This is a genomic window from Pauljensenia sp. C0170B5, from assembly GCF_056590195.1.
Genome location: NZ_JBWPVR010000011.1, coordinates 17,830 through 43,399, shown reverse-complemented (window position 1 = coordinate 43,399; position 25,570 = coordinate 17,830). Strand labels below are relative to the sequence as shown.

The following is a 25,570-nucleotide window of genomic DNA, read 5'->3' as shown; positions in this document are numbered from 1 at the left end:
CAGTTTGACGCTCTCCTCAGTCGCGCGTGAGACGACGGTGCGTGACGCGGTGCGGGCGGGCTGCATCAAGACCAAGACGCTCCACCTTGTTGTTCTCGTAGGATTCGAAGTTTCCTTCGAACCAGTACCACTTCGCAGGGTTATCTTCCGTGCCTTCCCACGCGAGGATGTGCGTGGCAACGCGGTCGAGGAACCAACGGTCGTGGGTGACAACCACCGCGCACCCGGGGAATTCGAGCAGCGCGTTTTCCAGTGATCCAAGTGTTTCCACATCGAGGTCGTTGGTCGGCTCATCCAACAGGAGCAGGTTGCCGCCCTGTTTAAGCGTGAGCGCCAGGTTCAAGCGGTTGCGTTCACCACCGGAAAGCACGCCTGACGGCTTCTGCTGGTCCGGTCCCTTGAATCCGAATGCGGACACGTAGGCTCGCGACGGCATTTCAACGTTGCCGACTTCCAGGAAGTCGAGGCCATCTGAGACAACCTCCCACACTGATTTGTCCGGATCGATGCCCGCACGGTTCTGGTCGACGTATGAGATCTTGACGGTCTCACCGATCCTGAGGTCTCCCCCGTCCAGCGGTTCAAGCCCAACAATGGTCTTGAACAGAGTTGTCTTGCCCACACCGTTCGGACCGATCACACCGACGATTCCGTTGCGCGGCAGTGAGAACGACAGGTCATTGATGAGGACACGGTCACCGAAGCCCTTGTGCAGATTGTTTGCCTCGATCACGATAGAGCCCAAACGAGGCCCTGGCGGGATCTGAATTTCCTCAAAGTCAAGCTTGCGTGTGCGCTCCGCTTCGGCAGCCATCTCTTCGTAGCGTTCCAGACGGGCTCGTGACTTGGCTTGGCGTCCCTTGGGATTGGAACGAACCCAGTCGAGCTCTTCACGCAGCCGCTTGGCCAGTTTCGCATCCTTCTGTCCCTGGACTTTCAGGCGTTTTTCCTTCGTTTCCAGGTAGGTGGAGTAGTTGCCCTCATAGGGGTAGAGGTGACCGCGGTCCACTTCAGCGATCCATTCGGCTACGTGGTCAAGGAAGTAGCGGTCGTGGGTCACTGCGATCACCGCGCCGGCATACGTGGACAGGTGCTTTTCCAGCCACTGCACGGACTCGGCATCCAAGTGGTTCGTTGGCTCATCCAGCAGCAGCAGGTCAGGAGCTTCGATCAGCAGACGGCACAGCGCCACGCGACGACGTTCCCCACCGGAAAGAACCTTCACATCCTGATCGGCAGGCGGGCAGCGCAGTGCGTCCATGGCCTGCTCCAGCTGGGAGTCGATATCCCACGCGTTTGCAGCGTCGATCTCACTTTGCAGCTTGCCCATTTCTTCCATGAGCGCATCAAAGTCGGCGTCCGGGTCAGCCATCTCCTCAGAGATCTTGTTGAAACGCGCGAGCTTGTCGAACGTTTCCCTGGCACCCATCTGCACGTTTTCCAACACGGTTTTCGTGTCGTCGAGTTGGGGTTCCTGCTCGAGGATGCCCACTGTGTAACCGGGTGTCAGACGTGCTTCGCCATTGCTTGGCTCATCCAGACCCGCCATGATCTTGAGGATCGATGACTTTCCAGCACCGTTAGGACCAACCATGCCGATTTTCGCTCCGGGGAAGAACGACATGGATACGTCATCAAGAATGATCTTGTCGCCATGAGCTTTGCGCGCTTTGATCATTTGGTATATGTACTCAGCCACAGTTCTCCATTTCAAGAAGGGACTCGTCAACTTCGTGTCACTCCATGCTACGGCACGAAGCCCACCCACGGTCAACGTGAGATAACCCGAAATGGCTGATTTTCACCACAAGCGCACTGCCCGCCGATTCGCCGCATTGAGGCAGCTCCCTGCATACAGTGCCCCGTTCGCACCGCCTCCCTCACACCGCTGCCGTTACCATCTGGGGCGCTGGAGCATCTGCTGCGACCGCATCGCCGCCATCATCGCGCGAGGTCCGGATCTGAAGGTTTCCCGTGCCTCCGTCGTCACGTTCTGCTTCTCCCTCTGGCCGTGATTCCTTTGGCCTATCGAAGTGCGACCACCCGTAGTTCAGGTCGTGCCCGGCGCTGTGCGCCACAATAACCAGTTCGCTCTTAACCTCACCCGCCGCATCCTTCCACGCATTAACGCTGGGCCGTCCAGTCAGCACGATGGGATGCCCCTTGGCAAATGAGGTCGACATATTATGCGCGAGCTTGTCCCATGCGCGGATCGTGTACCACTGGGGTTCCTGCTCATCGAATTCTCCCCGATCGTTGATGCGCCAACGCGGTGTGGCAAGCCGGAAACGTGTGGTCGTTCGTCCCGTCGCAGTCCTGATTTCCTTCACGTCCGTTCCGATGCGTCCGCGTAATGTCACTGTCATATTCGCGCTCATGAATTGTCCTTTCGTGTTATCGGCCCTGTGCCGTAGGACAATCCTCACCGCGCCAGGCCCTTGTCCAAAGGCTTCGCGGGCAATCTGTGGACACACACTCAGCCCGCCGCATCCCTGTGGACAACGGCGGGCTGGCAGTGAACTGTGGATAGGGCGTTCCCCTCGTCAATTCTGCTGGGCGGCACCCTCGACAATGCCCAAAGCGGCAACCTCGCCGGCAATCTTCTGGGCGTCTTCGCGACTGGGTCCCTGGTCAGATGGGAAAAGTGCGCGACGGTAGTACTCAAGTTCCTGGATGGATTCACGAATGTCGGCCAGTGCGCGGTGGCCCCCATGCTTCTCAGGTGAGCACTCGTAAACGCACGGGTACCAGCGCTTGGCGAGTTCCTTGATGGAGGACACGTCGATAATGCGGTAGTGCAGGTGGTCGATGACGCGTGGCATGTTCGCGCTCAGGAACAGGCGATCCATGCCGACCGTGTTCCCCGCCAGCAGGGCGCGACCCGACACAGGGACGAACTTCTTGATGTAGTCCAGGACGATGCTCTCGGCTTCCTCCATCGACGCGATGCCGTCCTTGAGCTCGTCAAGCAGGCCGGATTGTGTGTGCATGTTGCGCACATAGTCGTCCATGTGATTCAGCGCCTCCTCAGAGGGCTGGATCAGAATGTCGATTCCGGGGTCCACGACGGTCAGGTTCGCGTCGGTGATCACGACCGCCACTTCGATCAGGGCGTCATGCGCCACGTCAAGACCGGTCATTTCGCAGTCGATCCACACCAGTGGATTCTTCAGTTGCTTCGTCATGTCTCCCAGTGTAGTGACCCGCGCGGGAATGCGGGTGACTAGCTTGGGTGTGCGGATGGTCAAGCGGACGCTCAGGGCCACAGGGACCGTCCGGATTGTCGAGGATAACGAGGGTGACTACCACGAACCGCTGCACCGTTTCATACAAGTGGACAGCCTCTCCGAATCGGCACACAGGTGAATACACTGAACCCACAAACAACTTGTACACGCAGATGGAAGGAGCGTTGCCGTGGCATCATCTCAGCACGTACCGCCACATTCAGAACTCAACGACACATTGACAGTGACGCTCAATGACATTATGCGTGCCAGCCTGTCCCTGAAAGACGTCGTCAAGCACACGCCGCTGGATGTGTCGGAACGGTTGACGCAGGAACTGGGCGTGCCCGTCTTACTCAAGCGTGAGGATCAGCAGGTGTGCCGCTCATTCAAAGTGCGCGGCGCGTACGCGAAGATGAGCGCACTGAGCGCGCAATCACGCCAGCAGGGTGTGGTGTGCGCTTCGGCCGGTAACCATGCTCAGGGTGTGGCGTTCGCATGCGCGCACCTGAACGTGCGCGGCACGATCTACCTGCCGTCGACCACGCCGCGTCAGAAACGTGAACGTATCGCCGCCATCGGAGGCGAATGGGTGGAACAGGTCATCGTGGATGGCGGTTTTGACCGTGCGAACGCTTTGGCGACGGAGGCTGCGCGCGTCACGGGACGCGAATATGTCCACCCCTACGATGATCCAGGAACAATCGCGGGCGGAGGCACCATCGGTGTCGAACTGGCCGAGCAGATCCCTGCTGACACGTCCTGCGTGCTGGTGCCTGTCGGGGGCGGTGGCCTCATCGCGGGGATTGCGACAGCGCTCAGCCATCTGCGTCCTGACGTGCGTGTCATTGGTGTGGAGCCGGACGGCGCTGCCTCGATGCAGCGCGCCTTTGACGAGGGTGGCCCTACCGCGCTGGATCGTGTTGATTCCTTTGTTGACGGGACCGCTGTCGGGACGGTGGGAACCTTGCCGTTCCACCTGGCGCAGGAAAACGTGTCCTCTCTTGTGTCGGTGCCCGAAGGGGCCGTGTGCACGGAGATGGTGTCTCTGTATCAAACTGACGGCATCATTGCTGAGCCTGCGGGGGCGCTGGCCAGCACGGCTGCTCGCACGTTGCTGACCGATCCGAAACGGCGCGCTGAGCTCACGGGCAGCGATGAGGGATCCATTGTCTGTGTCGTGTCCGGTGGCAACAATGACTTGAGCCGTTATGCGGAAGTGGTGGAACGCTCGCTGCGTCATGAGGGGCTGCGGCACTATTTTGTTGTGACCTTCCCGCAGCAGCCGGGTGCGTTGCGCCTGTTCCTGTCAGAAGTGTTGGGTCCAGGTGATGACGTGGTGCATTTCGAGTACACGAAGAAGAACAATCGTGAGACCGGGCCTGCGTTGGTGGGGATCGATCTGAGCGATCCGGCAGACATTGAACGGCTGCGCACACGGATGGAAACCTCTCCCCTGCATGTCGAAGAAGTTGCTCCGGATTCGGAGATTTTCCGTCTGCTGGTGTGAAGTGAGACCACTTCACCTGCCTGTATTCACACCCGAGGGTGCAGGCACGCTATCCTTATGCGAGTAGCCCCCGTAGCTCAATGGATAGAGCAAAGGCCTTCTAATCCTTAGGTTGCAGGTTCGAGTCCTGTCGGGGGCGCCATTCCTCGTTTTTCTAATCGTTGGGATTGCAACGGAAACCCCGTTTAAACGTTGAAATTAAACCGTTTTGAGGGTTCTTTTTAGTTAAGCGTGTTGCTTCGGTTTATGCCACTTTTAGAGGTATTTACTGCACGGTTGTTGCACGCTGGTTGAGTGTCGTGCAATAAGGTGTTGCACGCGCGAGAGGCCGCAACCTTGAGGAGGGAAACCAGCAACTGCGCGACATAAGGAGAAAGACATGCCACGTAAACGCGCTCATTACGGTTCCGTCCGCCGACTGCCTTCAGGCACCTACCAAGCCTCAATTCCCAATCCCGATCACCCCGGCAAAAGGATCAGCGCCCCACACACGTTCACCTACTCCCGGGATGCATGGTCATGGATCTATGACCAACGTCTCCAAATCGAGCAAGGTACGTGGGGCAAACAGAAAACCTCACTCACCTTCGGGCAATATGCCACCACCTTCCTACAGCGCCAACCATGGTCCACCTCCACGCGAAATAACCGTACCCGCATCTACAGAAATCACATCCGTGACTACTGGGATGAGGTCCCTTTAGAGTCAATTTCTCCAACATTCGTGCTCAGGTGGATTGAAGAGCGCCTGCGAGGACTGTCCGCTGCCTACCGCAAAGATGTGTTTAGACTGTTCAACCAGATCCTGCTCGGCGCTGAAGACGAGGAACTAATCGAACGTAATCCCGCGTCCAAAAAAGTCGTACGCAGAGCCCGTGGTCCACGCTCGGGCGAAAAACTGGGGCGTAGGCAGAAGTGGGCTCTCAGCCCCACACAGATTAAGATGCTTAGCCTTCAACTCCCCGACAACATGAGAGTCTTGTTCTATCTGCTTACTATCTATGGCCTGCGAACTGAAGAGGTACGCGGAATTAAAAAGCAAGCGATCAACTTCACTGAAGGGAGTATTAGAATCCGCTCGGTTGTCACAGGGGATGGGAAAAACAGGGAGATCCGCGACACGACGAAAACACCTGCTGGAACGCGCACCATCTACCTTGGACCCATCACATCAATGATGCTCAAAGAATACATTAGTGTCCGATCGAGAAAAGAAGAAGATTACGTGTTTCAAAGCCCCACGAAAGACGGTGAGCCCATCGGACATGGCACCATCTATCAAGCGATCCACGACGCTGTAGAACGCCTCGGCTACCCTGCTGCTGCACCTCATGACATGCGCCACGGTGCGATCACGTGCGCAAGCAGGCTCAAGGGGTTTTCACGAGTGGATTTAAAGACGTTTTTTGGGCACGCTCACGGCTCTAAAGACATTACTGAAGTTTATGAGCACACTGATGAGGATGCTCAACGCCGTCTCGGGCTCGCATTAGAAAAAGAGGTTCTTGGCTAGGAGCGTGTCCATGGAGCCACGCGGGGGAAGTCGAGGAGGGCGCGCCGGGAAATTCGCACCGTGCCCTTCCCTAGGTGCATCGCTGGGAGCAAGCCGTCATACACCCACTTGTAGACGCCCTGCTGGCTCACCCCCAAGATGGTAGCAACCTCACGCACGGTGAACATCATTTGATCAGGCTTGTAGTCCGCTAAGAAGTCCGGCACTGGGTCGTGTTGTTTTTCCATGCCCCTCCTTGTGGGACACGCACGAAAAGAGAGAGGGGGTGGGGCGAGCCACACGAGGAAAGCCAAAACAAAACCAAGAAAAAAACTTCCCTTACGGCGGGCAGCTTAACTTGCACCCCACCCCAAGCTAGATGTGCCTATTGGAGCACTCCGATGGCAAACAGATTGTGATCGACGGGTAGGGTGAGTTGCCCCTCAAACTCTTCACGCGCGTGAGGATTGTTGCCTACCCCTAAAGTCGGGTTGATGTAGGTCCTCTCTTTTTTCCCACTGAGCAGGTCGGTTGCTGAGGTTTGCGCCACCACGCAAATAGGTTGACCACCATCGGCTTTTTCAAGGAGGCGCTGTGCGTTTTCCCACGCCTGCGGTGTGTCTTTAATCCCCATCTCGATTAAAAGGTCCATGAGATCAACGAGAAGGCACCTAGGGTCAAGATCTTTCACCGCAATAATAATGTGTCCGAATCTGACGCTTTCGGTTTGCCGGATCAACCGAGGCAACGCACTTTCATCACGGTGAGACCGGTAGAAAGCGAGGAGGTCTTGCGTTAAATTTCACTCCTCCCCCTCGTATTCTTCGAGCAGCTGGCGGTAACCGTGACTGTGCCGTGCTTCTTCCAGAGCTTTGATTTCAATTGGATTATCAAAGAAGTGGTACACCCGATCATTGACCACACCATGAGGATCGCCTTCAAGGAGCTGCTCAACCTGTCCTAGCGTGAGCTGCTCTAAACGTCCGGGTCTGCTCCCACGTAGGACCACCTGATGAGGGTCCTCCGAAATGTTCAGGGTCTCGAAAACGTCAGCAAGTTCCATGATTCACCCCAGCGCATAGATTCTTCTGGGCTAGAAGCGTCAGTGCTCTGCGGATTAGCTCATGGGCAACCACGCGTGGAATGCCACACGCCACCATGTTTTGCGCCTCAACTAAAAGGCTTTCAATCTCGTTCATGCTTATTCTTGTGGGACATTCCAACTTTTACGGGTTGGAGTACGCGTAATATGGTGGGCAGCTTCCTCACCGTAGACGTTGTTCGTGGCGAAAATACTGTCTGCACCCACTTCGAGAGGGACTCTCATCGTGCCTGTGAAAGATCCAGCTTCAAGAGGTCCACGGTAGTTGTCAGCCTTATCGAGGTGGAGTTCAATGAGAGGCTCCTCGTAAGTCATGGTTGAGTCTTCCCACCATGCTTCACGCCCGTCACCATCTTTCAACAGATCAGCCCCATCAGCTTTACCCGCCACGCTGATCGTAAAATCAGTGTCGTAGATGTCGTCGTCTGTGATCTCGTCGATCATGGTGTGCAGCTTGGAGCGATTATCCTCAGTGTCATCAACACCCATTACGACGAGTTTTCTCATTACCGCGTCTTCAATTTGAGCTCTCGCGTGGGACTCATCCTCCTGATCAAGATTCAAACCAAGATCGTCGAACGATAAGGCGTTATGTCGGAAATACACGGGGCGAGTGTTATCAATCAGCTGTGACATTGCTGACTCGTCCATGTGTTGCCCGTAGTAGTCGCACGCTTGGTCGTAGAGCGCGTCCCTATCCCCGTCAAAATGCTTGTCAAGGAAAGCGTCCCACTGTTCCCAGTCCATGGACTCTTCCCACGATTCAATGGTCTTATTTACCACCTCGTCCACGTGTTCCATGTCCATGTTGACGTAGATCTCATCTAAAACAGTATTATCAGGGTCCCCTGCTAGCAGCGCGTCAAACTGCTCGTCACGCAGCTGATCCCTATAGTCCACGTACGTGCCGAATAGTACGGGATGGTTGGGGTCGCGAGAATAATCCTGCTCAGCGAAAAGCTTTCTAAAGTCAACTTCCCCCTCAGGGGTTTCAAGGTCGCGTGCGCTCACATCCATGCTCAATGCAGTTAAAGCATGAGGTTTCGTATCAAACTGCCCACCCGTGGGAGACCCTGCGGGCTTACGTGGTTGAAAATTACTCATGGTCATCACAGTTGCGGCTCGGTTTGATCGTGGCGCCACGCTGGATCAGCTCTTCTGCTTGCGCATCACTGAGGGTGCACTCGACAAGCTCTGTGCCATCAAAGCCTGCGCCTTTAAACGTTGCGCCCGTAAAATCGCAGCCCACAAAGCGGGAAGCATGGACGCGAGCACCTTCGAAACTGGATTCTCGCATCGAACAGTCTGTTATTTTTCCGCCGTGAATCACCGCGTTTTGCCACTGAGTTCCACTTAGATCTCCCCCACGCACAATCGGGTACATGAAAACCGCGTCCTGAGCGTTCACGCCACGCGCGTTCGTTTCATATAGGCACATGCATTCAGTGCGGGCGTGGGAAAAATCAGAATCGCATATTTCGCACGCTTCAAGTTCTAGCCCGTCTACTTTCAACGCGTGAGCGTTTATTGCGGTAAGCGTGGAGCATTCACACGTGGTTGAGCTGATGGCGCAGCCAAAAAGATCGGCACCTTTCATAGACGTTTCCGTAATCCGAACGTCTTCGATTCTCGACCCGCTGAAATCAGCATCCCCCACTTGACACCTATAAAAATGGGTGAAATCAAGATCCGCGTCTTGAAAAACACTGCCCTCCATGTGGCATTGCGTAAAATCAGCGTCGATACTCGCCCTGTTAAAACGCGCGCCCTTCACGTCGCAGTCTTCAAAAATCGTGTAGTTGGCGAGGGTGGCGCCCCGAAAATCAGCTTTCCTCAAGTCAGCAGAGGTGGATGTGACTGAGCGGAGGGTCTGACCAGAATAATTATTCTCACCCATCTCCACGACGCCAGTTAAAGCGTGGGGCTTCCTATCAAATTGTCCGCCCGTGGGAGACCCTGCGGGCTTACGTGGTTGAAAAGTGTTCATGCACCTTAATGTTGCGGCTTAAATCAGCCCAAGTGCGCGCACCACGTAGACGATGAGCCCGATCCCTACGACCGTGCCCACTATTGAAAGCGTTGTTTTTACTCCCGCCCCCAGCACCTTGCCAATCAGTGAACCAAGGGACGCCACGATGGCGATCATGAGAACCCACATGAGGACGTTGTTCGACCATACGAGGTCCCACACCTGACTTGCCGCCTGAACAAGAAGATTCCACGAGCCCTGCCCACCATCAACCATGAGTGATTCCCCTTTTTAAACGAGCGTTTTCATCACTTCACTGTTGCGGCACCTTGTCCCACAAGGAGGGCTGCAAAAAAGAAAACAGTTTATTTGTGGGATTAAACAATTTTGTCAACGTCGTTCACCACGCGCCTGCTCCGCGTCCAAACATCGTTTAAGCTAACTCTCACCCAGCTTGCTGCTCTGCTTGGAACCAGCCCCCACCAGCTACTGCGCACTATGAGAACCGGTATGCCCACACGCTATCAGCTCACCCGCCTCGAAAAGCTTGAGAAACTGCTCGATGCAATGGGACCCGCCTCTCCTCGTTCGCTTCAAGCTCGCCTTTTCGCCAGTGGAGATGGGGTGAGCCTCTACGAGAGGCTGAAGGAAGACTGAGAGCACATCGCATGTGGTAATGCTCCTTTGGGCAGCGCTAATTGACTTTCGAACCCACGTTTTCGCACTGTCGTATAGCTTTCGCGAATGTTGGCGTAGGAGGGAGATCGTGAATCAACATTGCTTGAAGCGTGTGGTAAATATCTGGTTTACCCTGCCATGTCTTATATGAAGGACGGTTGTGTTCGTCAAGCTCATGGACATACATTCCCGCAGCGGAGCGGAAATAACCTGTTAAGTAGTCGAATGCTTCTTTTTGGAGATCATCCCATTCCTGCGCATTTTGGGGATCCATCTTTCTTGCTACCGTTGCTGCAACGATCGCTTCACATGCCACCCAATACATTCTGCTTCGGCTCACTGGCTTCCCATTAAAGTCCACGGTGTACACGTATCCCACATTGCCATCTGAGTTCCAACCGTCACGTCTACCCGCACGGATTAGATTGAGCGCGTTCGGAAAAATCCCGGAGTCGAATGGCACGTTGTTTTTGGCGCATGTGTTTGTTACTTGCAGGGCGAGGCGTCCCCATTCGAAAGAATGCCCGGGAGTTGCTCCATAGGGGCGAAAAGCATCTTCTGGCTTGTCTTCATTGAAATCTCTCATGGCAGAAAAGTCGGGCGTATAGTGCTCGCATAGTCGTCCATTGTCTTCCGGCGCATACTTCCCGACTACTCTTGTAACCATTCGTAGAGCACGTTTCAAGTAAGTCTGGTTTGCAGTTGCGTCGAATGCGGCTAGATAGGCTTCAACTGTGTGCATCGCCGCATTGAGCCCACGGTAGTCTTCGCACTGTGAAAAATCTCTGTTGTAGGATTCCTTCACCATTCCGTTTTCTTGCTCCCACCACCTTTCCGTACTGACGTTGAGCGCATCATCCAACAAGGGTGAGGCACCTGTGATTCCGGCGATTTTTGCTGATGACGCAGCGAGAATGACAAAAGAATGGGCGTAGGCTTCTTTTCTTTCCCCCCTTCCTTCAAATACAAGTCCCGTAGAAGCGTCCAACGCGCTAAAGTAACCACCAAATTTCGTGTCCTGAAAAAAAGTTTGTAAGCAGGCAACCCCGTGTTCTGCCAACGCCGCATAGCGCTCCCTTTTATCCGCACTCACGCAGTTCTTAAGCATTGAGCCGAGCGCAAAGCAGTGCGTCATGCGCGCATTAAGCCATAATTCCAAAGGCTTTTCTTCGAGTAGGCGTCCCTTGTCATCCAGCCACCCAAAACCCCATTGATGGTGTGAGCGCGATGCAAATTCAAGGAGTTCAACAATCTCATTGTCACGGTTCAACATTTTTAGTCTCGATTCATCAGACAGTTGTCTTGTGCATTGTCAGCCAATCCCCACACCATTCCTCCACAGAAAGTGTCCCCTAGCCCGATAGTGGTTGGCTTCTCGGTTACTACGTCGATGCTCGGTACTGCGCTAATGCCATAGTGGGCGAGCTTTGCGCATAGTGCTTGCGCGGACGAAATTAACGGGGTTTTCTTGATTTCTTGATATTTTTCTTTGCTCAAGTCGTCTCCCCACACTAGGCGAGCTGAGGCAAGCGCAACTCCTCTTTGCAATGGCTCAAGCATGTGCTCAGCCCTCTTGCGTGGACTTTTTCCTACCGCTCCAGCCCAAAACTGGGTGTGGATAACGACTATCTCATGGGGGAACATTTGTCCTAACTCTGCGAACATTGCGACGACAGAGCCAACGTCGGACAGATCTACCTTCCTGCCAAGATAACGTTGGGCTTCGTCCTCGTTCATTGATCGAACGTCAATCTGCCCGCACAGTTCAGCGTTAATAATCTCTTGAAATCCATCAACGTGGAATCCGGCTTCCTCGTACACGCATAGACTGTTTTCGCTGGCGCTTTGCGCAATTTCGCGTAGCTGTCGCGCTCTCTGGCGGAAAGCCAGCTCATCACGCACTCCGTTTATCCCCGAGTACAAGAACACGTCAGACGTGGACACATAGTCCTTCAGCTTTTCTGAAATATCCATTCGTGAGTTAGGCAAGTCGTTGACATATATAAGCCTGTTGGATCTTCTTGTGGTGAATTCACCGTCTTCTACTGCGATCAGTTCATTCGATGGGTACTGGATGATAATGTGCGGATCGCTATTCTCTCCAGTCTCGTGATAGATATATGTCATGTCGCTTGGTGATAGTTCAGCGAAATCGTTGTTGTAGGAGACCACGTGAACTGTTGTCGGTATCCCCATCCGCGCCAGAGCGATACCTGCTCGAACAGGTGTCCCCCCAAGGGTTTGCCTGTACTGGAATTCTTCTGCGAACTTAGCCAGCGCTAATTTCGAGGGAACGTACTCTTCTCCACCACTATCTTCACGCATATACGTGCAGATACTGACTACGAGGTCACGCAAAGTGGTGATGGAGGGTGGGCGTACTAGGTCGTCGGTTTGGATTCTCATCCGCGAGACTAACCGCTGGAAAGCATGATGATCCCACTGCAATTCAAAATCTACGCAGCCAGACAGACCTAGTACGATTCCCATCTTCTTCCCCTTTTCAATACAGGTCTGCTTTACCGGCAGACTTAAACAAGTCGATCTTTTGCGCGGCGCATTCTTTTAGCGCCTCTTCACACGGCGGCTCAATCGCATTTGGCTCACGCAACTTCATGTCGGTAAGGACATCTCTCATACGCAGGAAGTAAGCGGCTTTAATGTCGGAGCTAATATTAATCTTGTTGATCCCGCCGTCAACTGCCTTGGCGATTTCATTATCAGGATTATTCGATCCGCCGTGGAGAACCAAAGGCACTTTCACCGTTTCTTTAATAGTTCTCAGCAAATCAATCTTCAGCTCGGGCTGCAAATCATCCGGGTACAGTCCATGACGCGTGCCGATAGCTACAGCGAGCGAATCTGCACCTGTTTTTTCGAGGAAGTCTTTCGCTACGTCAGGTTCAGTGTAGATGATGTCGTTCGTCCCTTTTTCGTCATAGTTCTCGGTTTTTCCAATAGTTCCGAGCTCGGCTTCTACTTGGATTCCAATGGCGTGCGCCGCTTCTACAACCTTTTTAGTGAGCGCAATGTTCTCTTCGTAAGGCAGTAGTGATCCGTCAATCATCACTGAGGTGAATCCACAGTGGATTGCGAGCTGAACCTGCTCATACGTTGCTCCGTGATCAAGGTGGATCATGGTGGGAACAGGTGAGCGATATGCAGCCTGAATCACCGCAGGAATAAAGTTTTCGCCAATATGTGCTAATTCATCTGGGTGGATCGCGATGATGTGCGGAGAATTTTTCTCTTCGCAAACTTCCATGACCGCGTTCAACATGGAATGGCTTGAAATGTTGAATGCAGGGACGGCGAATCCGTTTTCGTTCGCTATGTCGAGTAGTTCGGTGCCTTTAAGCAGCATTGTGTTCTCCTTAGATTCTGGTTGATAACTTGGCGACTTCTAGTTCTTAACTGAGCCAGAGGTCATTCCACCGATGAAGTATCGCTGGAAGAAAATGAACAGGATAATGACGGGGATTGAGCCAAGTACGCTCATCGCCATCATTTGATTCCAGTCGTATGAATGTTGACCCATGAGGAGCTGAATTCCGATTGGCACGGTCCGCATATTGTTGGTTCGGGTCAGTGTCAAGGCGAAAAGGTATTCGTTCCACGCAATCATGAACGTATAGATAGCCACTGAAACGATTCCGGGGATCGATATAGGGACGAGAATCCTCCAAAGCGCTCCAAAACTTGTGCTTCCATCTACTTTTGCCGCTTCGTCAAGTTCACGTGGAAGCGTGTTGAAGTATCCGGTAAGCATGATTATGGCGTAAGGCAATGTGAGGACCATGTACGTAAAGATCAGTCCTTGGTATGTGTTGTATAGCTTAAGGGCGACCATGAGCCCAAAATATGGGATCAGCAAAGTAATCGGCGGAATCGCTTGCACTGAGATAATAAAAACATTGATCACTTTCTTACCCCAGAAGTCATATCTACTGAACGCATATGCGGTGAGTATTGCGACGAAAAGAGTAAGTAGCGTAACCATTCCGGCGACCAAATAGCTGTTTAGAAAAAACCTGAGTTTCTCTGAGTCAGTAAAAATCGCCACATAAGCGTCGAAAGAGAAATTCTTCGTAACTATTTGTGGTGGGAACGCGAATATCTCTGAGTTGGTCTTAAAAGATGAGCACAGCATCCAGAAAATTGGAAATCCGGCAAAAAGAGCGCCCATCGTCAGCCCTATTATTGTTAGCGTCTTCGCAAGTCGTGCCTGTTGTCTGCGTCCGAGTTTCATGCGATTTCACTCCATTGAGTGTTGGTGTCGGACATAGAAGAATGCGAGCACCATTGACAGTAATAAGATAATGACCGCGCTCGCGGATGCCCCAGAAAAGTCATAGCTGGCGAATGCGAGCTTATAGGTGAACGTGGAAAGCATTTCCGTTTTATCCATAGGACCACCGCCGGTTGTCATCCAGATCAACGCGAATTGCTGCGAGGTCCATATCAAGTCGAGTAGTGCCATCGATATGATGATTGGGCGTAGCTGCGGGATGGTAATTGACCAGAATGTTCGGATTTTTCCTGCACCGTCGACAGCTGCTGCCTCGTAAAGGTCGCGGGAGATTCCTTGCAAACCTGCTAGAAGGCTGATCATGAAAAATGGGTAACCTGCCCAAATGTTGATGAAAGTCACGATCAGTAGGGCAGCATCGGGATTGGACAGCCATTCGAAATTGTTCCCTACGAGTCCGACCAGTCCAAGTAGATAGTTAATAATTCCATTGGGGTTGAGCAAGAGACGCCATAGGACTGCGATAATAGCCACTGTCAGAAGCCACGGAAGCACGAAAATGGTGCGGTAAATAGCTTTTGTTATGCGTCCGACGTGCTCAGTGTTTAGTAAGAGTGCAAAAGTCAGTCCAATGATCATGTGCGCAATCACGCTAACAACGGTGAAGAACAAGGTGTTTTTGAGCGCGGCGTGAAAAGTTGGATTAACAAGGACTTCACGGTAATTCTTAAAGCCAACTAGCGTTGAATCAGGTGCGGTGATAACCCTATCCATGAATGAATACGAGACGACGATCACAACTGGTATGAGCAAGAGAACGACCATGAAGACCAGCGTGGGCGTCAGGTACAGGTATGGCGTCAAAAGCGGGCGACTTGAAGGTTTTTTAGAGATGCTTTGCATTGTGAACACTGCTTTCGTCACGTCCGTCTAGAAGCAACCGGGAAGGCTGCTTCTAGACGATGGCGTGTCAGAAATTTTGTGTCCAAGACGCTTGCACGGTCTTGAGCATACTTGGGATGTCTCCCCCCTCAGAGAGAATCTTCTGGAAACTTTCATCGAACTCGCGCATGAGTTGCTCTGCTACCGGTAACCCAGTGAATTCATTTGCGGGTGTCCCCTCTTTCCAAATCTCAAATGCACTTGCTAAGATCTCGTCTTTCTTAACGAATTGAGGTTCAGAATCCGTGTTCCCGGGGAATGCGTTCGCTGCGTCGCATAGTTTTGCATTCACGTCTTTTGATAAGAGAAATTCAACGAGTTTCCACGCTTCATCGGGGTGTTTGCTAGTTGCAGAGATTCCCACTCCCCATGAAGCAAATGGCATTCCTCGTTTCCCGTCATAACCGTCCTTTGCTGGGATCGGAGCAAGCGAGAATTTGAGATCGGGATTGTTTTCGCGGATGAGGTTGACGTGGGCAAGTGAGTCGATCATCATCGCTACACGACCGTTGGTGAACTCCTCAACCTTGTCTTGTTCCTTCATGGTCAACACACCGGGTGCGATTAGGTCTTGATCAGACAGATCTTTGATGTATTGGACGACTTCCTCAACATCCTTGTTGCCTTCGAGGTAGGGCTTACCGTCTTTGAGCATACTTCCGCCTGACGCCCATACCCACGACATCACATCGTTTTGAATACCGTTAGGCGCTTCAAGTGATAGCGGCAGAGCCCAACCTTTCGTGTTTTCATCTGAGACCGCTTGAGCAGTCTTCATAAAATCTGTTCGCGTCTTAGGCGCTTCTTTAATACCTGCTTTTTCAAGAAGCCCATCATTAACGAACAATGGGTAAACGAAGTTTGTGACAGGGATGGAGTAAGTTTGATCGTCTACTTTAACTTGGCTGACCAGTTTTGAAGCGTCGTATCCTTTCTTTTCCATCATTTCACTCAAGTTGGCGATCGCGCCCTGTTTAGCAAAGTCATTCACCCATGCGCCATCTAGCCCAACGACATCGGACATCGTTCCTGCTGCTGCGCCAGCAACGATTTGTTCTCGCGTTGATGCGTATGGACCCGAAAGGAGCTTGACTTTGATGCCGGGGTTCTGTTCTTCGAATTCGTCCATCAGTCCGCGCAGTGCATTGTCGGGAAGCTCCGGTTCCCACCATTGCGTGAATTCAAGGGTGACATCGCCTGCGGCGTTGCTCTCGCCATTGCCGGATTGTTTTGCATCTGTAGATCCGCACCCTGCTAGTGAAACAGATAGGGCTGCTATAGACGCAGCTGTACAGAGTTTTAGATATTTACTGCCTGTCATTTTTCCTCCTCATCCTCATCGATTGAGATTGAGCAACATGCTGCTTGTTGCTTGCTTATGCAGTTTACCGCAGTTTATGACGTTTTACAACACGCTTATATGCGTCCTATTGTGGGTTTTTGCTGTATAACAGAAAATTCGAGGTCACAATCGGTTACACTCGACACATGCTCCAAATGAATAACGACTTGCCCGCCGGAAGAAGACGCAAGCTTCTCGATCACATTGAAAAGAATGGACAAGGAACAGTTAATGACTTCGCGCAGGCTTTTTCTGTCTCTGTTGACACCATTAGGCGTGACCTTGACCTTCTCGCAGCAGACGGTTACATCACCCGTACTCGCGGTGGCGCCGTTAGTGCACGAGCAACCATGCCCGTTGAGTCCGCTATCACGGTACGATCCCGCGTCAACAAGCAAGCTAAAGATCAAATTGGGGCACTCGCTGCAAGCCTCATCAAGGACCAAGACGTCATTCTTATGAATGCTGGCACAACGATTCTCTCAATAGCCCCATTCCTCAGAGGCAGGAAAAACCTCACGATTGCGACTAACAATCTTGCGCTCGCAAGTTCCTTGCCAAAAGACACATGCAGAGACCTCTACATGTTTGGTGGTATTGTCCGCATTCATTCACTTGCCACAATCGGACCAGTACGTCTTCCAGCTTCGGGAACGAATCCCGACACCAGTCTCAGCGCAGATATTGCTTTTCTCTCTGTAGGAGGTGCTGACGCGCAAGCTGGGTACACCACGTCCTATCTTGCTGAAGCCAATATGATGGCGCAAATGGCTCATGCAGCTAGAAAGGTCGTTATCCTAGCTGACTCCTCAAAAATCGGACGCCAACTATTTTGCCAGATTGGTCCACTTTCCCTCGCTCGCTACTTCATTACAGAGCACCCGCTCACACCCGAAAATGCGCGAGCATGGGAAGAAGCCGGAGTAACCGTCCTTACTCCTTCAAATGAGAAAGACGCTCAATCGTAAGCCCCACCAACTAAACGCATTTTCCATGCGCACACCCCGATAATCGCCACCAGTCCAATGAGCGCCCACACTAGGGGCAGGGCTGATGCGGTTTTTCCTTTCACGGGGATCGGCGCGGTATTTTCATCGATCGTGGTTCGCTCACCCACCACTAGAAAGCGGTGAGTGTTCACCGAGTAGGGCGTGCAGGTTACTAGGGTCACAATGTCGCGTCCGCTTACTCGTTGAGCAAGCGTGGTTGCCTTTTCTGGGGAGACGACGAGGGTTTTCACTACCTTGTAGGCTCCGGTCCACCCGCCCGTGCGCACATAGAACACGTCCCCTGCTTCCACGCGCGTCAAATTGTCGAACATTCGGGCTGCTTTCAGCCCCGTGTGCGCGGTGAGCACGCTGTTACGCCCTACTCCGCCCACCGGCATGTCACTACCAAAAAGGTGCCCGACCCCGCGCTCAAGGGTGGCAGCATCCGTCCCATGGTAAACAGGTAGGTCAATACTTGCGCTGGGCTCAACAATGCGTGACATGACGTCAGTGCCTTTAAACGAGAGCACGCTTTCATAGTGCGCGTCGCCTCTACCACCCACGGGCGCGTTTTGACGCTCATCATCGTAGGTGCGCGCATCCTCAACGATCTTCTCCCACCCACTGCTGCCAGATGCCTGAGAATAGGTGGCGATCTGGGATGACTGGAGCTGGGAGGCGACCCACCCGCCGACAAACGGGTAGGACACGAGCACCAGCCCCATGATCATTCCCAGACCACCGAGTATCACCCGCCTTTTAGTGGCGAGCACGAGCAACCATTAAGCCAGAGCCGACGAGCATGAGCACGCCAGCACCAACGAGCACCCAGAAGCCGGTTGAACCGGTTCGTGGAAGCATCCCACCACCATGCGAGGGGGTGTTCACCACGCTGATTGCTTGGGCAGCAGCAAGCTGTGAATCCACGCTCACCTCAATAGGCTGTGGTAAAAGCTCGTAGCCTGCGGGGGCTTTCGTTTCCACCAGCCAGTAGTGGGCGTAGCCGTCAGCGCTCTTATCCACGCTCGCACCGTTAGCGAAAGCAGAGTAGCGCAGTCCATCAAAGGAGAGTTCACCGTTTTTACCGGTGGCTCCAGTGCGGATCTGGGTTGCTGCCTTGAAGTCAGAGCTTGCACCGTAGTACAGGGCGAACTCAGCGCCTTCAAGAGGTTGCTGAGCGGCGTTCTGCTTGACGAGTTTGACGCCACCGAACTTGGTTTGAACCGTGTTCGTTGGTGTGCCACCCGTTTGGACAGAGGCTTTATTCGGGTAGAACGTCGCCTTGTTGTCGATCTCACCAGAAGCTGTGACGCGGGTGGTCAGGGTGGTGACAACTTTTGCGTTCGCATCACTTGATAGTGCAGCGAAAGCTTTCGCGCGTCCCTGCTCGGTCAGCTCCATTGCCACCGTGTTCTCAGCGTTAGTGATCGTGTAGTCGCTCTTATCAGTGAGTGCGGTTTTACCGGCAGCAACTGTCGCGCTCTTAAACTGAATGCGAGAATCCAGCTTGTCTTCAACGCGGTACAAGTCGCTCGCGTGACCTGCTGGAATAGATGTTTCAATCGTGAAGTTCACGTCGGACGTGTTCATGTCAGAAGCCGAAGCGTCAACAACCTTTTTCTCAGCTGCATGAACGTCATTCTTCGGGTAGACGTGAACGTCATAGACCCACGTGTTCAACTGGGTGGGATGAGTCATCGGGATCGTGACAATAAACGGTACCACACCCGTGTACTTCATCTTCTGCTCGTCGGTGAGTTTCTCACTAACCGCGTAAGCGCCAACAGGAAGATCATTAAACTTCGCTTCACCACTAGCTGTGGTTTTCACGCTCGTTGAATCCCCCAGTGTCACCCCGCTCGGCAGGTTCTCACCTTTTGAAAACGCATCCACAACGGTAGGTAGACTTGTCCACCCTTCGTTCGTCTTCAAGTTCACGCCGTTAAGTGGCTGAACGTCGAACTGGATACCTTCAATCGGTTCACCAGAAACATTCGGGTCTTCCAACCCGTTACCAGCAGGCGCTTCACCCACAGGCTGGACAAGCTTGTGAACGGTCAGCGACCCAGTGTCTTGATCGATCGACGGCGCGTCAGCAGCTTGAGCAGCGCCTCCCACGCCGGATAGCCCTAGACACATGATTGCGCCCAATGCGAGGGGCATCCCCCACAGTGTTCGTCTCACGTTAACTCCTTTACATGTTTTCGCCACGCCCCGTGTGGGCGCACATGCGTCTGGACGTATACGCCCACCCCCTTTTCTGCTACTTCCTGCGCCTAACGCTAAGCGCTCCCACGCTAAGGAGAATCATCCCCATGATGGTCAGCCCAATAACCCCACCGCGCCCCGAGTCAGGGAAAACCACGTTCGAATACGTGCTAAAAGACGCCTCATCAGAAGTGTTCTTGTGGGACTTGACACCAACCCCCACCGCGTACACCGTGTCAGAATGCTTCGACCCAGCGCTCATCGTTAACGTGCCCGTACATGTCAGTGACTGCCCGACTTTTAAGCTGCCCTCACCTGCGGGCCATTCACAGGAAATACTTTGCACGCTGTCACGCCCAACCGTGGTCGTGTCGCTCAAATCCACGCTCTCTAGATCCTCATTACCCGAGTTCGTCACCTTGAACGTGACCGTGGTGGGCTTTGCTTGCTCGAGTGGAATGTTCGTGGTGAAAACCCCTTTATCAAGCACGCCTTTTTCAGCCGTGATCATTGGGGTTGGCACGTCTTCTGGGCGCAACCTGACCCGCATGGTTGACGAGTCAGACAGTGGAGTGTTCGTTCTCGTCGACGTTCCAGTGACCGTAATCGTGTCCTTATGCTCATCTTCACCCACGAGAAGTGGCACGTGACACGCGATAGACGCACCGGGGGCAAGGACCGTTTCGTCGGTGAACTGGACGCTCGTATTTTTCTCGTCAGATTGGGTAGTGCCCGCATCGAGAGTGCACTCATTGCCACTGACGTTCTGCCAGTCAGCCCCAGCCCCGCTTTCCACTGCGTCCACCAGCTTGAGGTTTCCGATTGGCTCATCACCCGTGTTTTCCACGATGATGCTCTGCCACACCTTATCGGCTGCTTTCACCACAGCGTTTTGACTCAAGTCCGCCTTGTTTGCGCTCTGCTTGTTAACGGAAGCGCCTTTCAACACTTTCAGCGCAGCATCGAACGTGACGAGCCCAGCGTTCACATTCCCCACGTTCAACGACTTCTCGCTGACCGTCAGGGTAGGTGTCCTGCTCGTGTCTTCACCGGCGCATGAGCGGTCTTTCACGCACGCGCTCTTCGCCAGAGTAAACGCCCACGACTTGTCAGGCTGCGGGTTTTCACCAGCGTTAAACGCCACCTGATACTCACCGGTTTCAACCCCATCAAACGTGTACTCACCGCGAGCATTCGTCACCTGAGTTGAGATGGGTTCATCTGAGCCCGCCTTGAGCAGTGTGACAGTCGAGTTCGCAATCAGTGGCTCATCTGAGTCTTTAATGCCGTCACGGTTCTTATCCCACCAGATAAGCCCGCTAATGGAGCCAACCGGCACGCTTGCAGGCGAGATGGACGCATACACTTGATCGCACGCGTCACCGGGGGTGACCCACCCGCCCGGGGCTGTACACGACGAGCTGCCCGAAATGTTGCCTGAGCCTAAAGGCTTGCCCGCATTAAAGCGTGGGGGCACAGGATCATTCGGGCGAGACCGTGGCGTCTGGTTAGACGTGTAGAACGCTTGATTAGCGATCACCTTACCCGCCTCGCTTCGAGTAACAGTGCCCCGCACCGTGTAAAACTCACTCTCACCCGGCTTCAAAGATCGAACCTGATATTCACGTTCAACAACGCCCGCGAGCTTATTGAAGACCAGCTGGTAGTCGCACTCACCATGGCGGTGAAGGCGGGGATAACCAAGCTGCGTCTTAATGCCACTGCTGCTCAAATGGGAGAACCTCAGCTCGCAGTTCTCTTGCCAGATGATTTTGAGGGCAATGTTCCAGCAACCACCGTGTGCAGGGGGATCAGTCGCCTAGCGTGCAGGCTCGACTACGCCCACGAAACTTCCCTCACTGACCAACAGATTTGTCTAGGGCTCCATGAACTTTTCCTGCTTCTCGGTCCTTTCACCCAGATTTTAAGTCAGCAGAATTTCACGTGGCACGACTAGCCGTTTAAAAGTCTTGGGGTGGGGTGCAAGTTAAGCTGCCCGCCGTAAGGGAAGTTTTTTCTGCTTTTCTAGCTTTCCTCGTGCAGCTCGCCCCGCCCCCCGGTTTTCCATGCTCTACTCTCGTGGCGTAGTGGTATTCTCGCCAGTATCAAAGACGCACCCGCATCTGTGATACCCCTTCTGAAGAACTAAATATGCCTCTCACCCCTTGTTGCACGTTTGTCGCTCGGCACAACTACTACCGGCTTTTTCCCGCACAATAACGCCGTTTTTTCGAATCTTGAAGTTCCTGTCGGGGGCGCATTTCGTGAAGCGACTGGTAGTGCCGACACCAGTTCAGCTGGCGTGTTGTACGACAGACAATGTGCGTCAACCGGTCAAGGTAAACGAACGGGCTTTTCGTCAACCGGTCAAGGTAAGAGACCACTACTGCCACGTCTCACTATTCAAGATCCGCATAATAGTGCGGGAAAGTCACTGTCGCTGATAAGTGTTCAGTCCGAATCGTCCGCTCATACCTTGACTGGTTGATTCCAGACAACGCGATGACCTTGACCCGTTGACTCCTACCTTGACCGGTTGACTGGCACTCGCTTCACTGACTGTAACTAGGGCACTGCTACCTCGATCCGATGATGTCTACCTCGACCTGTTGAATCCTGCCACAAACAGTTTGATAAGCCGCGTTCTCATACATGCGCTAAGCGTGCTCAATGCACGTGGACAGCACACGAACAGGGGGCCTGCTCTCTGCGGCCGGATTACCAAAATCCCGCCGCGTGGAGCAAGCCCCCTGAGTGAGCCAGTCTCACCGCTTATGCGTGAATGAACAGGAACGAGAAAATCACGTTCAGAACCGTTGCGGCGATCATCGGAACCGCTGTGCGCTTGACCAGTTCAATCGGATTGACCTTAATGGCGCCCGATACGATCAGGACCGCAGCGCACACAGGCGACACCTGACGCATCAGGTTTGACGTTGCCCACATCGAGTTCAACATACGAATGGGCAGCACACCACCGCTTTCGGCCAAGTGCGGGACAACCTCGGAGAAAGCGAAGTACGGAGCGGTACCAGACCCCGTCAGGGTAGACAGCAGCGCGACCGACACGACAAAGATCAAGATGATCAATGCCGCAGCGCCGCTTGAACCTTCCGTCGCATCAGTCAGCATCTTGATGACACCAAGCTGCGTGATACCTTCCACCAGAATTGCGGCGGCGACCAGCAGCGCAACCACGCCGCCCGCTGCCTCACCCATACCGGTGAAGAAGTTCTTACCCGCATCGATCGCCTTGTTCAGTGAACGCAGGCGGATAGCCTCGACAATCATCGCGATGAACAGGGAGACAACGGTGACAGGCAGGATGCCAGCCTCAAACGGGATGACACCCAGACGTTTCAGAGCCGCTGAAATGATGATGAGCAGCAGTGGCAGCAACGGCAACAATGCGTAGAACCACGGCAAATTGGCTGCGCGCTTGAGGGCATCCTGGATCGTTGCTTCTGAGGCACTGTTCGACGCGCCCGACGCAGATTTCTCACCCTTCTTCGCAGCCTTCATTTCAGCTCCGGTCGCACCGGTCGCTGCGACAATGCCAGCAGCCACGTCAGCACGTTTGCGTGCATCGACCAGATCGCATCGACGCTGCCACCACATATGAATGAAAGCCGTGATCAGCAGTGTCGGAATCGTCGCCAACGCCACATGGCCAAACACGTACTGCGTGACAGGCATACCAACCAGGTCAGCGCCCTGGATCAGGCCCGCTTCCAGCGGCGTCGGGACAATGGTCGACGACGTCACCACAATTGCGCCCACCGTCAGCGGCGTCAATCCTGATGCCACCAGCGCCGGCAACAGCGTGGCGATGAGCAGCAGCGACAGGGATGCGGCCGACGGCACCACCAGAGACAAGATGTTGCCCAGGATGAAACCGACGGGGATCAGCCAATATGAGCCGTGCAAAGCCCTGAGGGGTTTCGACAAGATGACGACGGCTTTGGCATCTGCGCCGATGTACCGCATGTAGGATACGAAGCCGAACAGCACCATGATCGCCATACCGATTCCGGTGAAGCGATTGGCGAAGATCGATTCGACTATCTGCAGCTCGTCGTAGAACGCATTGCCAGTGGCTTCAATTTCGCGTGTTGCGTTATCGATCTTGCCCATCGCTGCAGCGATCATCATGAGCACGATGCCGACGGTGAAAATTGACGCAGCCGGATGTACCTTCTTGATCACCAGGTATCCGACCGCAGCAATGCCCGCCAGAGCAATAACAATCACGAGGAAAGTAATCATGCGGACCCTTTCTTTGAAATGTTTCACATGCCAAAGCGGCATCACCCGTGCGGTGCCGCCGTGGGGACGAGTCGCACTGTATCAGTGGACAGACCCAAAACTGTGATGATGATGTAATTAATCAGCAAGACGGCGAGGCGTGAGTTGTTCTTCGACAACCTCATCCCCGTCCTTGAACGTGTGCCAACCGTAGACCTCGTCCCGATCCGACACCACGTCGACAAGTTCCGTATCGCGGTAGACCAGGCCGATCCCGTTTTCTGACGAGTAGGCATCAGTGAAGTCACCCTCGGCCACCATGCGCTGCAGGAGTTCACGACGCTGCGGGTTCACTCCGTAGTGCACGCCGTTGCCGTAGGGAAGGAAGCCGAGGCCATCGGTGACGGGACGCAGGTCCGGTCCGAATGAATCCGTGGCTCCGCCGATGTGCCAGCACATTGATCCGGCGGACACGCCAGCCAGAACGATGCCTTTCTCCCACGCTTCGCGCATGACCTCGTCCAGTCCGTGTGCGCGCCACACTGCCAGCAGGTTCACCACCGATCCCCCGTCAACCCAGATGACGTCCTGGTCCAGGAGGTATTCGCGAGGGTCGTCGACGTTCGGCATCATGAAACAGGTCAACGGGTTAAGCTGCCACCCGCGCAACCGCGCCGCCTCCATGCGTTCAGCGATTCGCGCCTTCTGGTCACCGCACGCCGTGGCGAGGTAGCCAATCTTCGGTGCCCGCCCTTCCACGCCTGCCAGCTCCACTGCGTATGCGGCAAGAGGACCATATTCAACGTCGCACCGCCGTCCCGGATGATATGTGCCTGACGTGCCCACAATAAAGCGCTCTCGAGTCATCCCTCACCTCTCAGATTCTTCATGCCGCCGCTGTGATGTGCGGCCACAGGCACCGGATTGCCGTGCTGTTCTTATGTTAACGGAAAGACACGTCCTGTCTGAGTGTTCGGCTGATCCTTCTGGGCACGCACAGCGCATGGATCAGCAGCGTTGCATCATCCACGGCGGCAGCGATCGTACACACAACAAAAGACCCGGACACCTCGCGGGGTGTCCGGGTCCTCACGTCATCGAGTGACGCGTAAGAAAAATGTCTCAGTCGAGATCGTCGACGCTGAGCAAGCCCTTCTTGTACGCCTTCGCCAGGCGACGGGGCACGCGAATCTCACGACCGGCAACCTTCAGATTGTCGAGCTGGGTGAGATCAGCCTTCCATGCTGACCGGCGAGTGCGGGTGTTCGCTCGGGACATCTTGCGTTTGGGAACTGCCATGGCCCTACCGCTCCTCTTTCTACATTCGTGGACATCACTACCGGCAATAACTGTGCCATGCCTGCTGACAAAATGCCAGCTGCTGACTCCAGTTTCGCTGTGATTTCACTCGCGTACCGGCAACCCAAAAACTCTAGCACGCCAGGGGCGTGACTTTCTTCCCTCTTTGTAGGACTTTGCCCACATTTGCGCCCTCCACTCCCCTCGTAATTGTCGTAATTGACGAGGACGACCATGCGCCGCTACTGCATGCCGACACGATAGAGTGACAGCATCATCAATGGAATCACGAGCAAGCGGAGGGGTGACACAGATTCC

The 25,570-nt window shown here is 54.0% G+C and carries 24 protein-coding genes and 1 tRNA gene; 4 read left to right on the top strand and 21 right to left on the bottom strand.

The features are described from left to right. Positions 1-16: 16 nt before the first annotated feature. The 3 genes from ettA to orn form a co-directional block, all read right to left on the bottom strand. Positions 17-1,699, bottom strand: coding sequence for an energy-dependent translational throttle protein EttA (ettA, locus tag AC1EJZ_RS10150; protein WP_480294802.1), 1,683 nt, complete (start codon positions 1,697-1,699; stop codon positions 17-19). Between the two features lie 181 nt (positions 1,700-1,880). Next, a complete protein-coding gene (locus tag AC1EJZ_RS10145) occupies positions 1,881-2,378 on the bottom strand; it encodes a single-stranded DNA-binding protein (RefSeq protein ID WP_092648643.1) in 498 nt (165 codons plus the stop codon). A gap of 165 nt (positions 2,379-2,543) precedes the next feature. After that, a complete protein-coding gene (gene orn, locus AC1EJZ_RS10140) occupies positions 2,544-3,185 on the bottom strand; it encodes an oligoribonuclease (RefSeq protein WP_480294800.1) in 642 nt (213 codons plus the stop codon). 232 nt (positions 3,186-3,417) lie between these two features. On the opposite strand from orn, the gene ilvA reads away from it, so the two are divergent. The 3 genes from ilvA to AC1EJZ_RS10125 all read left to right on the top strand — a co-directional run bounded on the left by ilvA (position 3,418) and on the right by AC1EJZ_RS10125 (position 6,250). Next, the gene (ilvA, locus tag AC1EJZ_RS10135) at positions 3,418-4,737 is read left to right on the top strand and encodes a threonine ammonia-lyase IlvA (protein WP_480294798.1); all 1,320 of its coding nucleotides are present in this window, start codon (positions 3,418-3,420) and stop codon (positions 4,735-4,737) included. Between the two features lie 66 nt (positions 4,738-4,803). Beyond that, a tRNA-Arg gene (locus tag AC1EJZ_RS10130) sits at positions 4,804-4,879 on the top strand. 237 nt (positions 4,880-5,116) lie between these two features. Next, a complete protein-coding gene (locus AC1EJZ_RS10125) occupies positions 5,117-6,250 on the top strand; it encodes a tyrosine-type recombinase/integrase (protein ID WP_480294797.1) in 1,134 nt (377 codons plus the stop codon). On the opposite strand, the gene AC1EJZ_RS10120 is transcribed toward AC1EJZ_RS10125, so the two are convergent. The 12 genes from AC1EJZ_RS10120 to AC1EJZ_RS10065 form a co-directional block, all read right to left on the bottom strand. Next, positions 6,247-6,477 (bottom strand): helix-turn-helix domain-containing protein, encoded by a 231-nt coding sequence (locus tag AC1EJZ_RS10120; protein WP_480294795.1) that lies wholly within the window; start codon positions 6,475-6,477, stop codon positions 6,247-6,249. The genes AC1EJZ_RS10125 and AC1EJZ_RS10120 overlap by 4 nt on opposite strands. A gap of 137 nt (positions 6,478-6,614) precedes the next feature. Beyond that, positions 6,615-6,920: a hypothetical protein gene (locus tag AC1EJZ_RS10115; protein ID WP_480294794.1), complete on the bottom strand. Its 306-nt coding sequence runs from the start codon at positions 6,918-6,920 to the stop codon at positions 6,615-6,617. Positions 6,921-7,031: 111 nt separating this feature from the next. Next, positions 7,032-7,292: a hypothetical protein gene (locus tag AC1EJZ_RS10110; RefSeq protein WP_480294793.1), complete on the bottom strand. Its 261-nt coding sequence runs from the start codon at positions 7,290-7,292 to the stop codon at positions 7,032-7,034. Between the two features lie 138 nt (positions 7,293-7,430). After that, a complete protein-coding gene (locus tag AC1EJZ_RS10105; RefSeq protein ID WP_480294791.1) occupies positions 7,431-8,435 on the bottom strand; it encodes a hypothetical protein in 1,005 nt (334 codons plus the stop codon). Then, complete coding sequence (locus AC1EJZ_RS10100) at positions 8,428-9,318, bottom strand: pentapeptide repeat-containing protein (protein WP_480294789.1); 891 nt, start codon at positions 9,316-9,318, stop codon at positions 8,428-8,430. Before AC1EJZ_RS10100 ends, AC1EJZ_RS10105 begins: the two co-directional genes overlap by 8 nt. Before the next feature lie 18 nt (positions 9,319-9,336). Beyond that, positions 9,337-9,576, bottom strand: coding sequence for a hypothetical protein (locus AC1EJZ_RS10095; protein WP_480294787.1), 240 nt, complete (start codon positions 9,574-9,576; stop codon positions 9,337-9,339). Between the two features lie 418 nt (positions 9,577-9,994). Next, a complete protein-coding gene (locus AC1EJZ_RS10090; RefSeq protein WP_480294786.1) occupies positions 9,995-11,251 on the bottom strand; it encodes an AGE family epimerase/isomerase in 1,257 nt (418 codons plus the stop codon). Positions 11,252-11,253: 2 nt separating this feature from the next. Then, the gene (locus AC1EJZ_RS10085) at positions 11,254-12,468 is read right to left on the bottom strand and encodes an ADP-dependent glucokinase/phosphofructokinase (RefSeq protein WP_480294784.1); all 1,215 of its coding nucleotides are present in this window, start codon (positions 12,466-12,468) and stop codon (positions 11,254-11,256) included. A gap of 13 nt (positions 12,469-12,481) precedes the next feature. Continuing rightward, complete coding sequence (locus AC1EJZ_RS10080; RefSeq protein WP_480294783.1) at positions 12,482-13,342, bottom strand: ketose-bisphosphate aldolase; 861 nt, start codon at positions 13,340-13,342, stop codon at positions 12,482-12,484. Positions 13,343-13,381: 39 nt separating this feature from the next. Beyond that, positions 13,382-14,227 (bottom strand): carbohydrate ABC transporter permease, encoded by an 846-nt coding sequence (locus AC1EJZ_RS10075; RefSeq protein WP_480294782.1) that lies wholly within the window; start codon positions 14,225-14,227, stop codon positions 13,382-13,384. Positions 14,228-14,233: 6 nt separating this feature from the next. After that, positions 14,234-15,151 carry a carbohydrate ABC transporter permease gene (locus AC1EJZ_RS10070; RefSeq protein WP_480294781.1) on the bottom strand — a complete coding sequence of 306 codons (918 nt, stop codon included), beginning with the start codon at positions 15,149-15,151 and terminating at the stop codon, positions 14,234-14,236. Positions 15,152-15,197: 46 nt separating this feature from the next. After that, positions 15,198-16,490, bottom strand: coding sequence for an ABC transporter substrate-binding protein (locus AC1EJZ_RS10065; protein WP_480294780.1), 1,293 nt, complete (start codon positions 16,488-16,490; stop codon positions 15,198-15,200). A gap of 167 nt (positions 16,491-16,657) precedes the next feature. On the opposite strand from AC1EJZ_RS10065, the gene AC1EJZ_RS10060 reads away from it, so the two are divergent. Then, positions 16,658-17,479: a DeoR/GlpR family DNA-binding transcription regulator gene (locus tag AC1EJZ_RS10060; RefSeq protein WP_480294778.1), complete on the top strand. Its 822-nt coding sequence runs from the start codon at positions 16,658-16,660 to the stop codon at positions 17,477-17,479. On the opposite strand, the gene AC1EJZ_RS10055 is transcribed toward AC1EJZ_RS10060, so the two are convergent. The 6 genes from AC1EJZ_RS10055 to rpmF all read right to left on the bottom strand — a co-directional run bounded on the left by AC1EJZ_RS10055 (position 17,470) and on the right by rpmF (position 25,252). Further along, positions 17,470-18,273, bottom strand: coding sequence for a class C sortase (locus AC1EJZ_RS10055; protein ID WP_480294776.1), 804 nt, complete (start codon positions 18,271-18,273; stop codon positions 17,470-17,472). The genes AC1EJZ_RS10060 and AC1EJZ_RS10055 overlap by 10 nt on opposite strands. Next, entirely contained in the window at positions 18,260-19,684 is a 1,425-nt protein-coding gene (locus AC1EJZ_RS10050; protein WP_480294774.1) for a SpaH/EbpB family LPXTG-anchored major pilin, read from the bottom strand. The genes AC1EJZ_RS10055 and AC1EJZ_RS10050 overlap by 14 nt, the downstream gene beginning before the upstream one ends. A 79-nt stretch (positions 19,685-19,763) precedes the next feature. Next, positions 19,764-21,248 carry an SdrD B-like domain-containing protein gene (locus tag AC1EJZ_RS10045; RefSeq protein WP_480294772.1) on the bottom strand — a complete coding sequence of 495 codons (1,485 nt, stop codon included), beginning with the start codon at positions 21,246-21,248 and terminating at the stop codon, positions 19,764-19,766. Between the two features lie 1,232 nt (positions 21,249-22,480). Continuing rightward, positions 22,481-23,974, bottom strand: a complete 1,494-nt coding sequence (gene dcuC, locus AC1EJZ_RS10040) for a C4-dicarboxylate transporter DcuC (protein ID WP_480294771.1) — start codon at positions 23,972-23,974, stop codon at positions 22,481-22,483. A gap of 117 nt (positions 23,975-24,091) precedes the next feature. After that, positions 24,092-24,820: a Type 1 glutamine amidotransferase-like domain-containing protein gene (locus tag AC1EJZ_RS10035; protein ID WP_070725182.1), complete on the bottom strand. Its 729-nt coding sequence runs from the start codon at positions 24,818-24,820 to the stop codon at positions 24,092-24,094. A 255-nt stretch (positions 24,821-25,075) separates the two neighbouring features. After that, the gene (gene rpmF, locus AC1EJZ_RS10030) at positions 25,076-25,252 is read right to left on the bottom strand and encodes a 50S ribosomal protein L32 (protein ID WP_058236940.1); all 177 of its coding nucleotides are present in this window, start codon (positions 25,250-25,252) and stop codon (positions 25,076-25,078) included. Positions 25,253-25,570: the final 318 nt, after the last annotated feature.

What these genes read in the sequence shown, in the direction of transcription:
- AC1EJZ_RS10080 (WP_480294783.1), bottom strand. Translation starts at nt 13,342, where the DNA reads ATGCTGCTTAAAGGCACCGAACTACTCGACATAGCGAACGAAAACGGA.
- AC1EJZ_RS10105 (WP_480294791.1), bottom strand. Translation starts at nt 8,435, where the DNA reads ATGAGTAATTTTCAACCACGTAAGCCCGCAGGGTCTCCCACGGGTGGG.
- AC1EJZ_RS10110 (WP_480294793.1), bottom strand. Translation starts at nt 7,292, where the DNA reads ATGGAACTTGCTGACGTTTTCGAGACCCTGAACATTTCGGAGGACCCT.
- AC1EJZ_RS10075 (WP_480294782.1), bottom strand. Translation starts at nt 14,227, where the DNA reads ATGAAACTCGGACGCAGACAACAGGCACGACTTGCGAAGACGCTAACA.
- orn (WP_480294800.1), bottom strand. Translation starts at nt 3,185, where the DNA reads ATGACGAAGCAACTGAAGAATCCACTGGTGTGGATCGACTGCGAAATG.
- AC1EJZ_RS10145 (WP_092648643.1), bottom strand. Translation starts at nt 2,378, where the DNA reads ATGAGCGCGAATATGACAGTGACATTACGCGGACGCATCGGAACGGAC.
- AC1EJZ_RS10035 (WP_070725182.1), bottom strand. Translation starts at nt 24,820, where the DNA reads ATGACTCGAGAGCGCTTTATTGTGGGCACGTCAGGCACATATCATCCG.
- AC1EJZ_RS10125 (WP_480294797.1), top strand. Translation starts at nt 5,117, where the DNA reads ATGCCACGTAAACGCGCTCATTACGGTTCCGTCCGCCGACTGCCTTCA.
- AC1EJZ_RS10095 (WP_480294787.1), bottom strand. Translation starts at nt 9,576, where the DNA reads ATGGTTGATGGTGGGCAGGGCTCGTGGAATCTTCTTGTTCAGGCGGCA.
- AC1EJZ_RS10090 (WP_480294786.1), bottom strand. Translation starts at nt 11,251, where the DNA reads ATGTTGAACCGTGACAATGAGATTGTTGAACTCCTTGAATTTGCATCG.
- AC1EJZ_RS10060 (WP_480294778.1), top strand. Translation starts at nt 16,658, where the DNA reads ATGCTCCAAATGAATAACGACTTGCCCGCCGGAAGAAGACGCAAGCTT.
- dcuC (WP_480294771.1), bottom strand. Translation starts at nt 23,974, where the DNA reads ATGATTACTTTCCTCGTGATTGTTATTGCTCTGGCGGGCATTGCTGCG.
- AC1EJZ_RS10065 (WP_480294780.1), bottom strand. Translation starts at nt 16,490, where the DNA reads ATGACAGGCAGTAAATATCTAAAACTCTGTACAGCTGCGTCTATAGCA.
- AC1EJZ_RS10120 (WP_480294795.1), bottom strand. Translation starts at nt 6,477, where the DNA reads ATGGAAAAACAACACGACCCAGTGCCGGACTTCTTAGCGGACTACAAG.
- rpmF (WP_058236940.1), bottom strand. Translation starts at nt 25,252, where the DNA reads ATGGCAGTTCCCAAACGCAAGATGTCCCGAGCGAACACCCGCACTCGC.
- AC1EJZ_RS10100 (WP_480294789.1), bottom strand. Translation starts at nt 9,318, where the DNA reads ATGAACACTTTTCAACCACGTAAGCCCGCAGGGTCTCCCACGGGCGGA.
- AC1EJZ_RS10085 (WP_480294784.1), bottom strand. Translation starts at nt 12,468, where the DNA reads ATGGGAATCGTACTAGGTCTGTCTGGCTGCGTAGATTTTGAATTGCAG.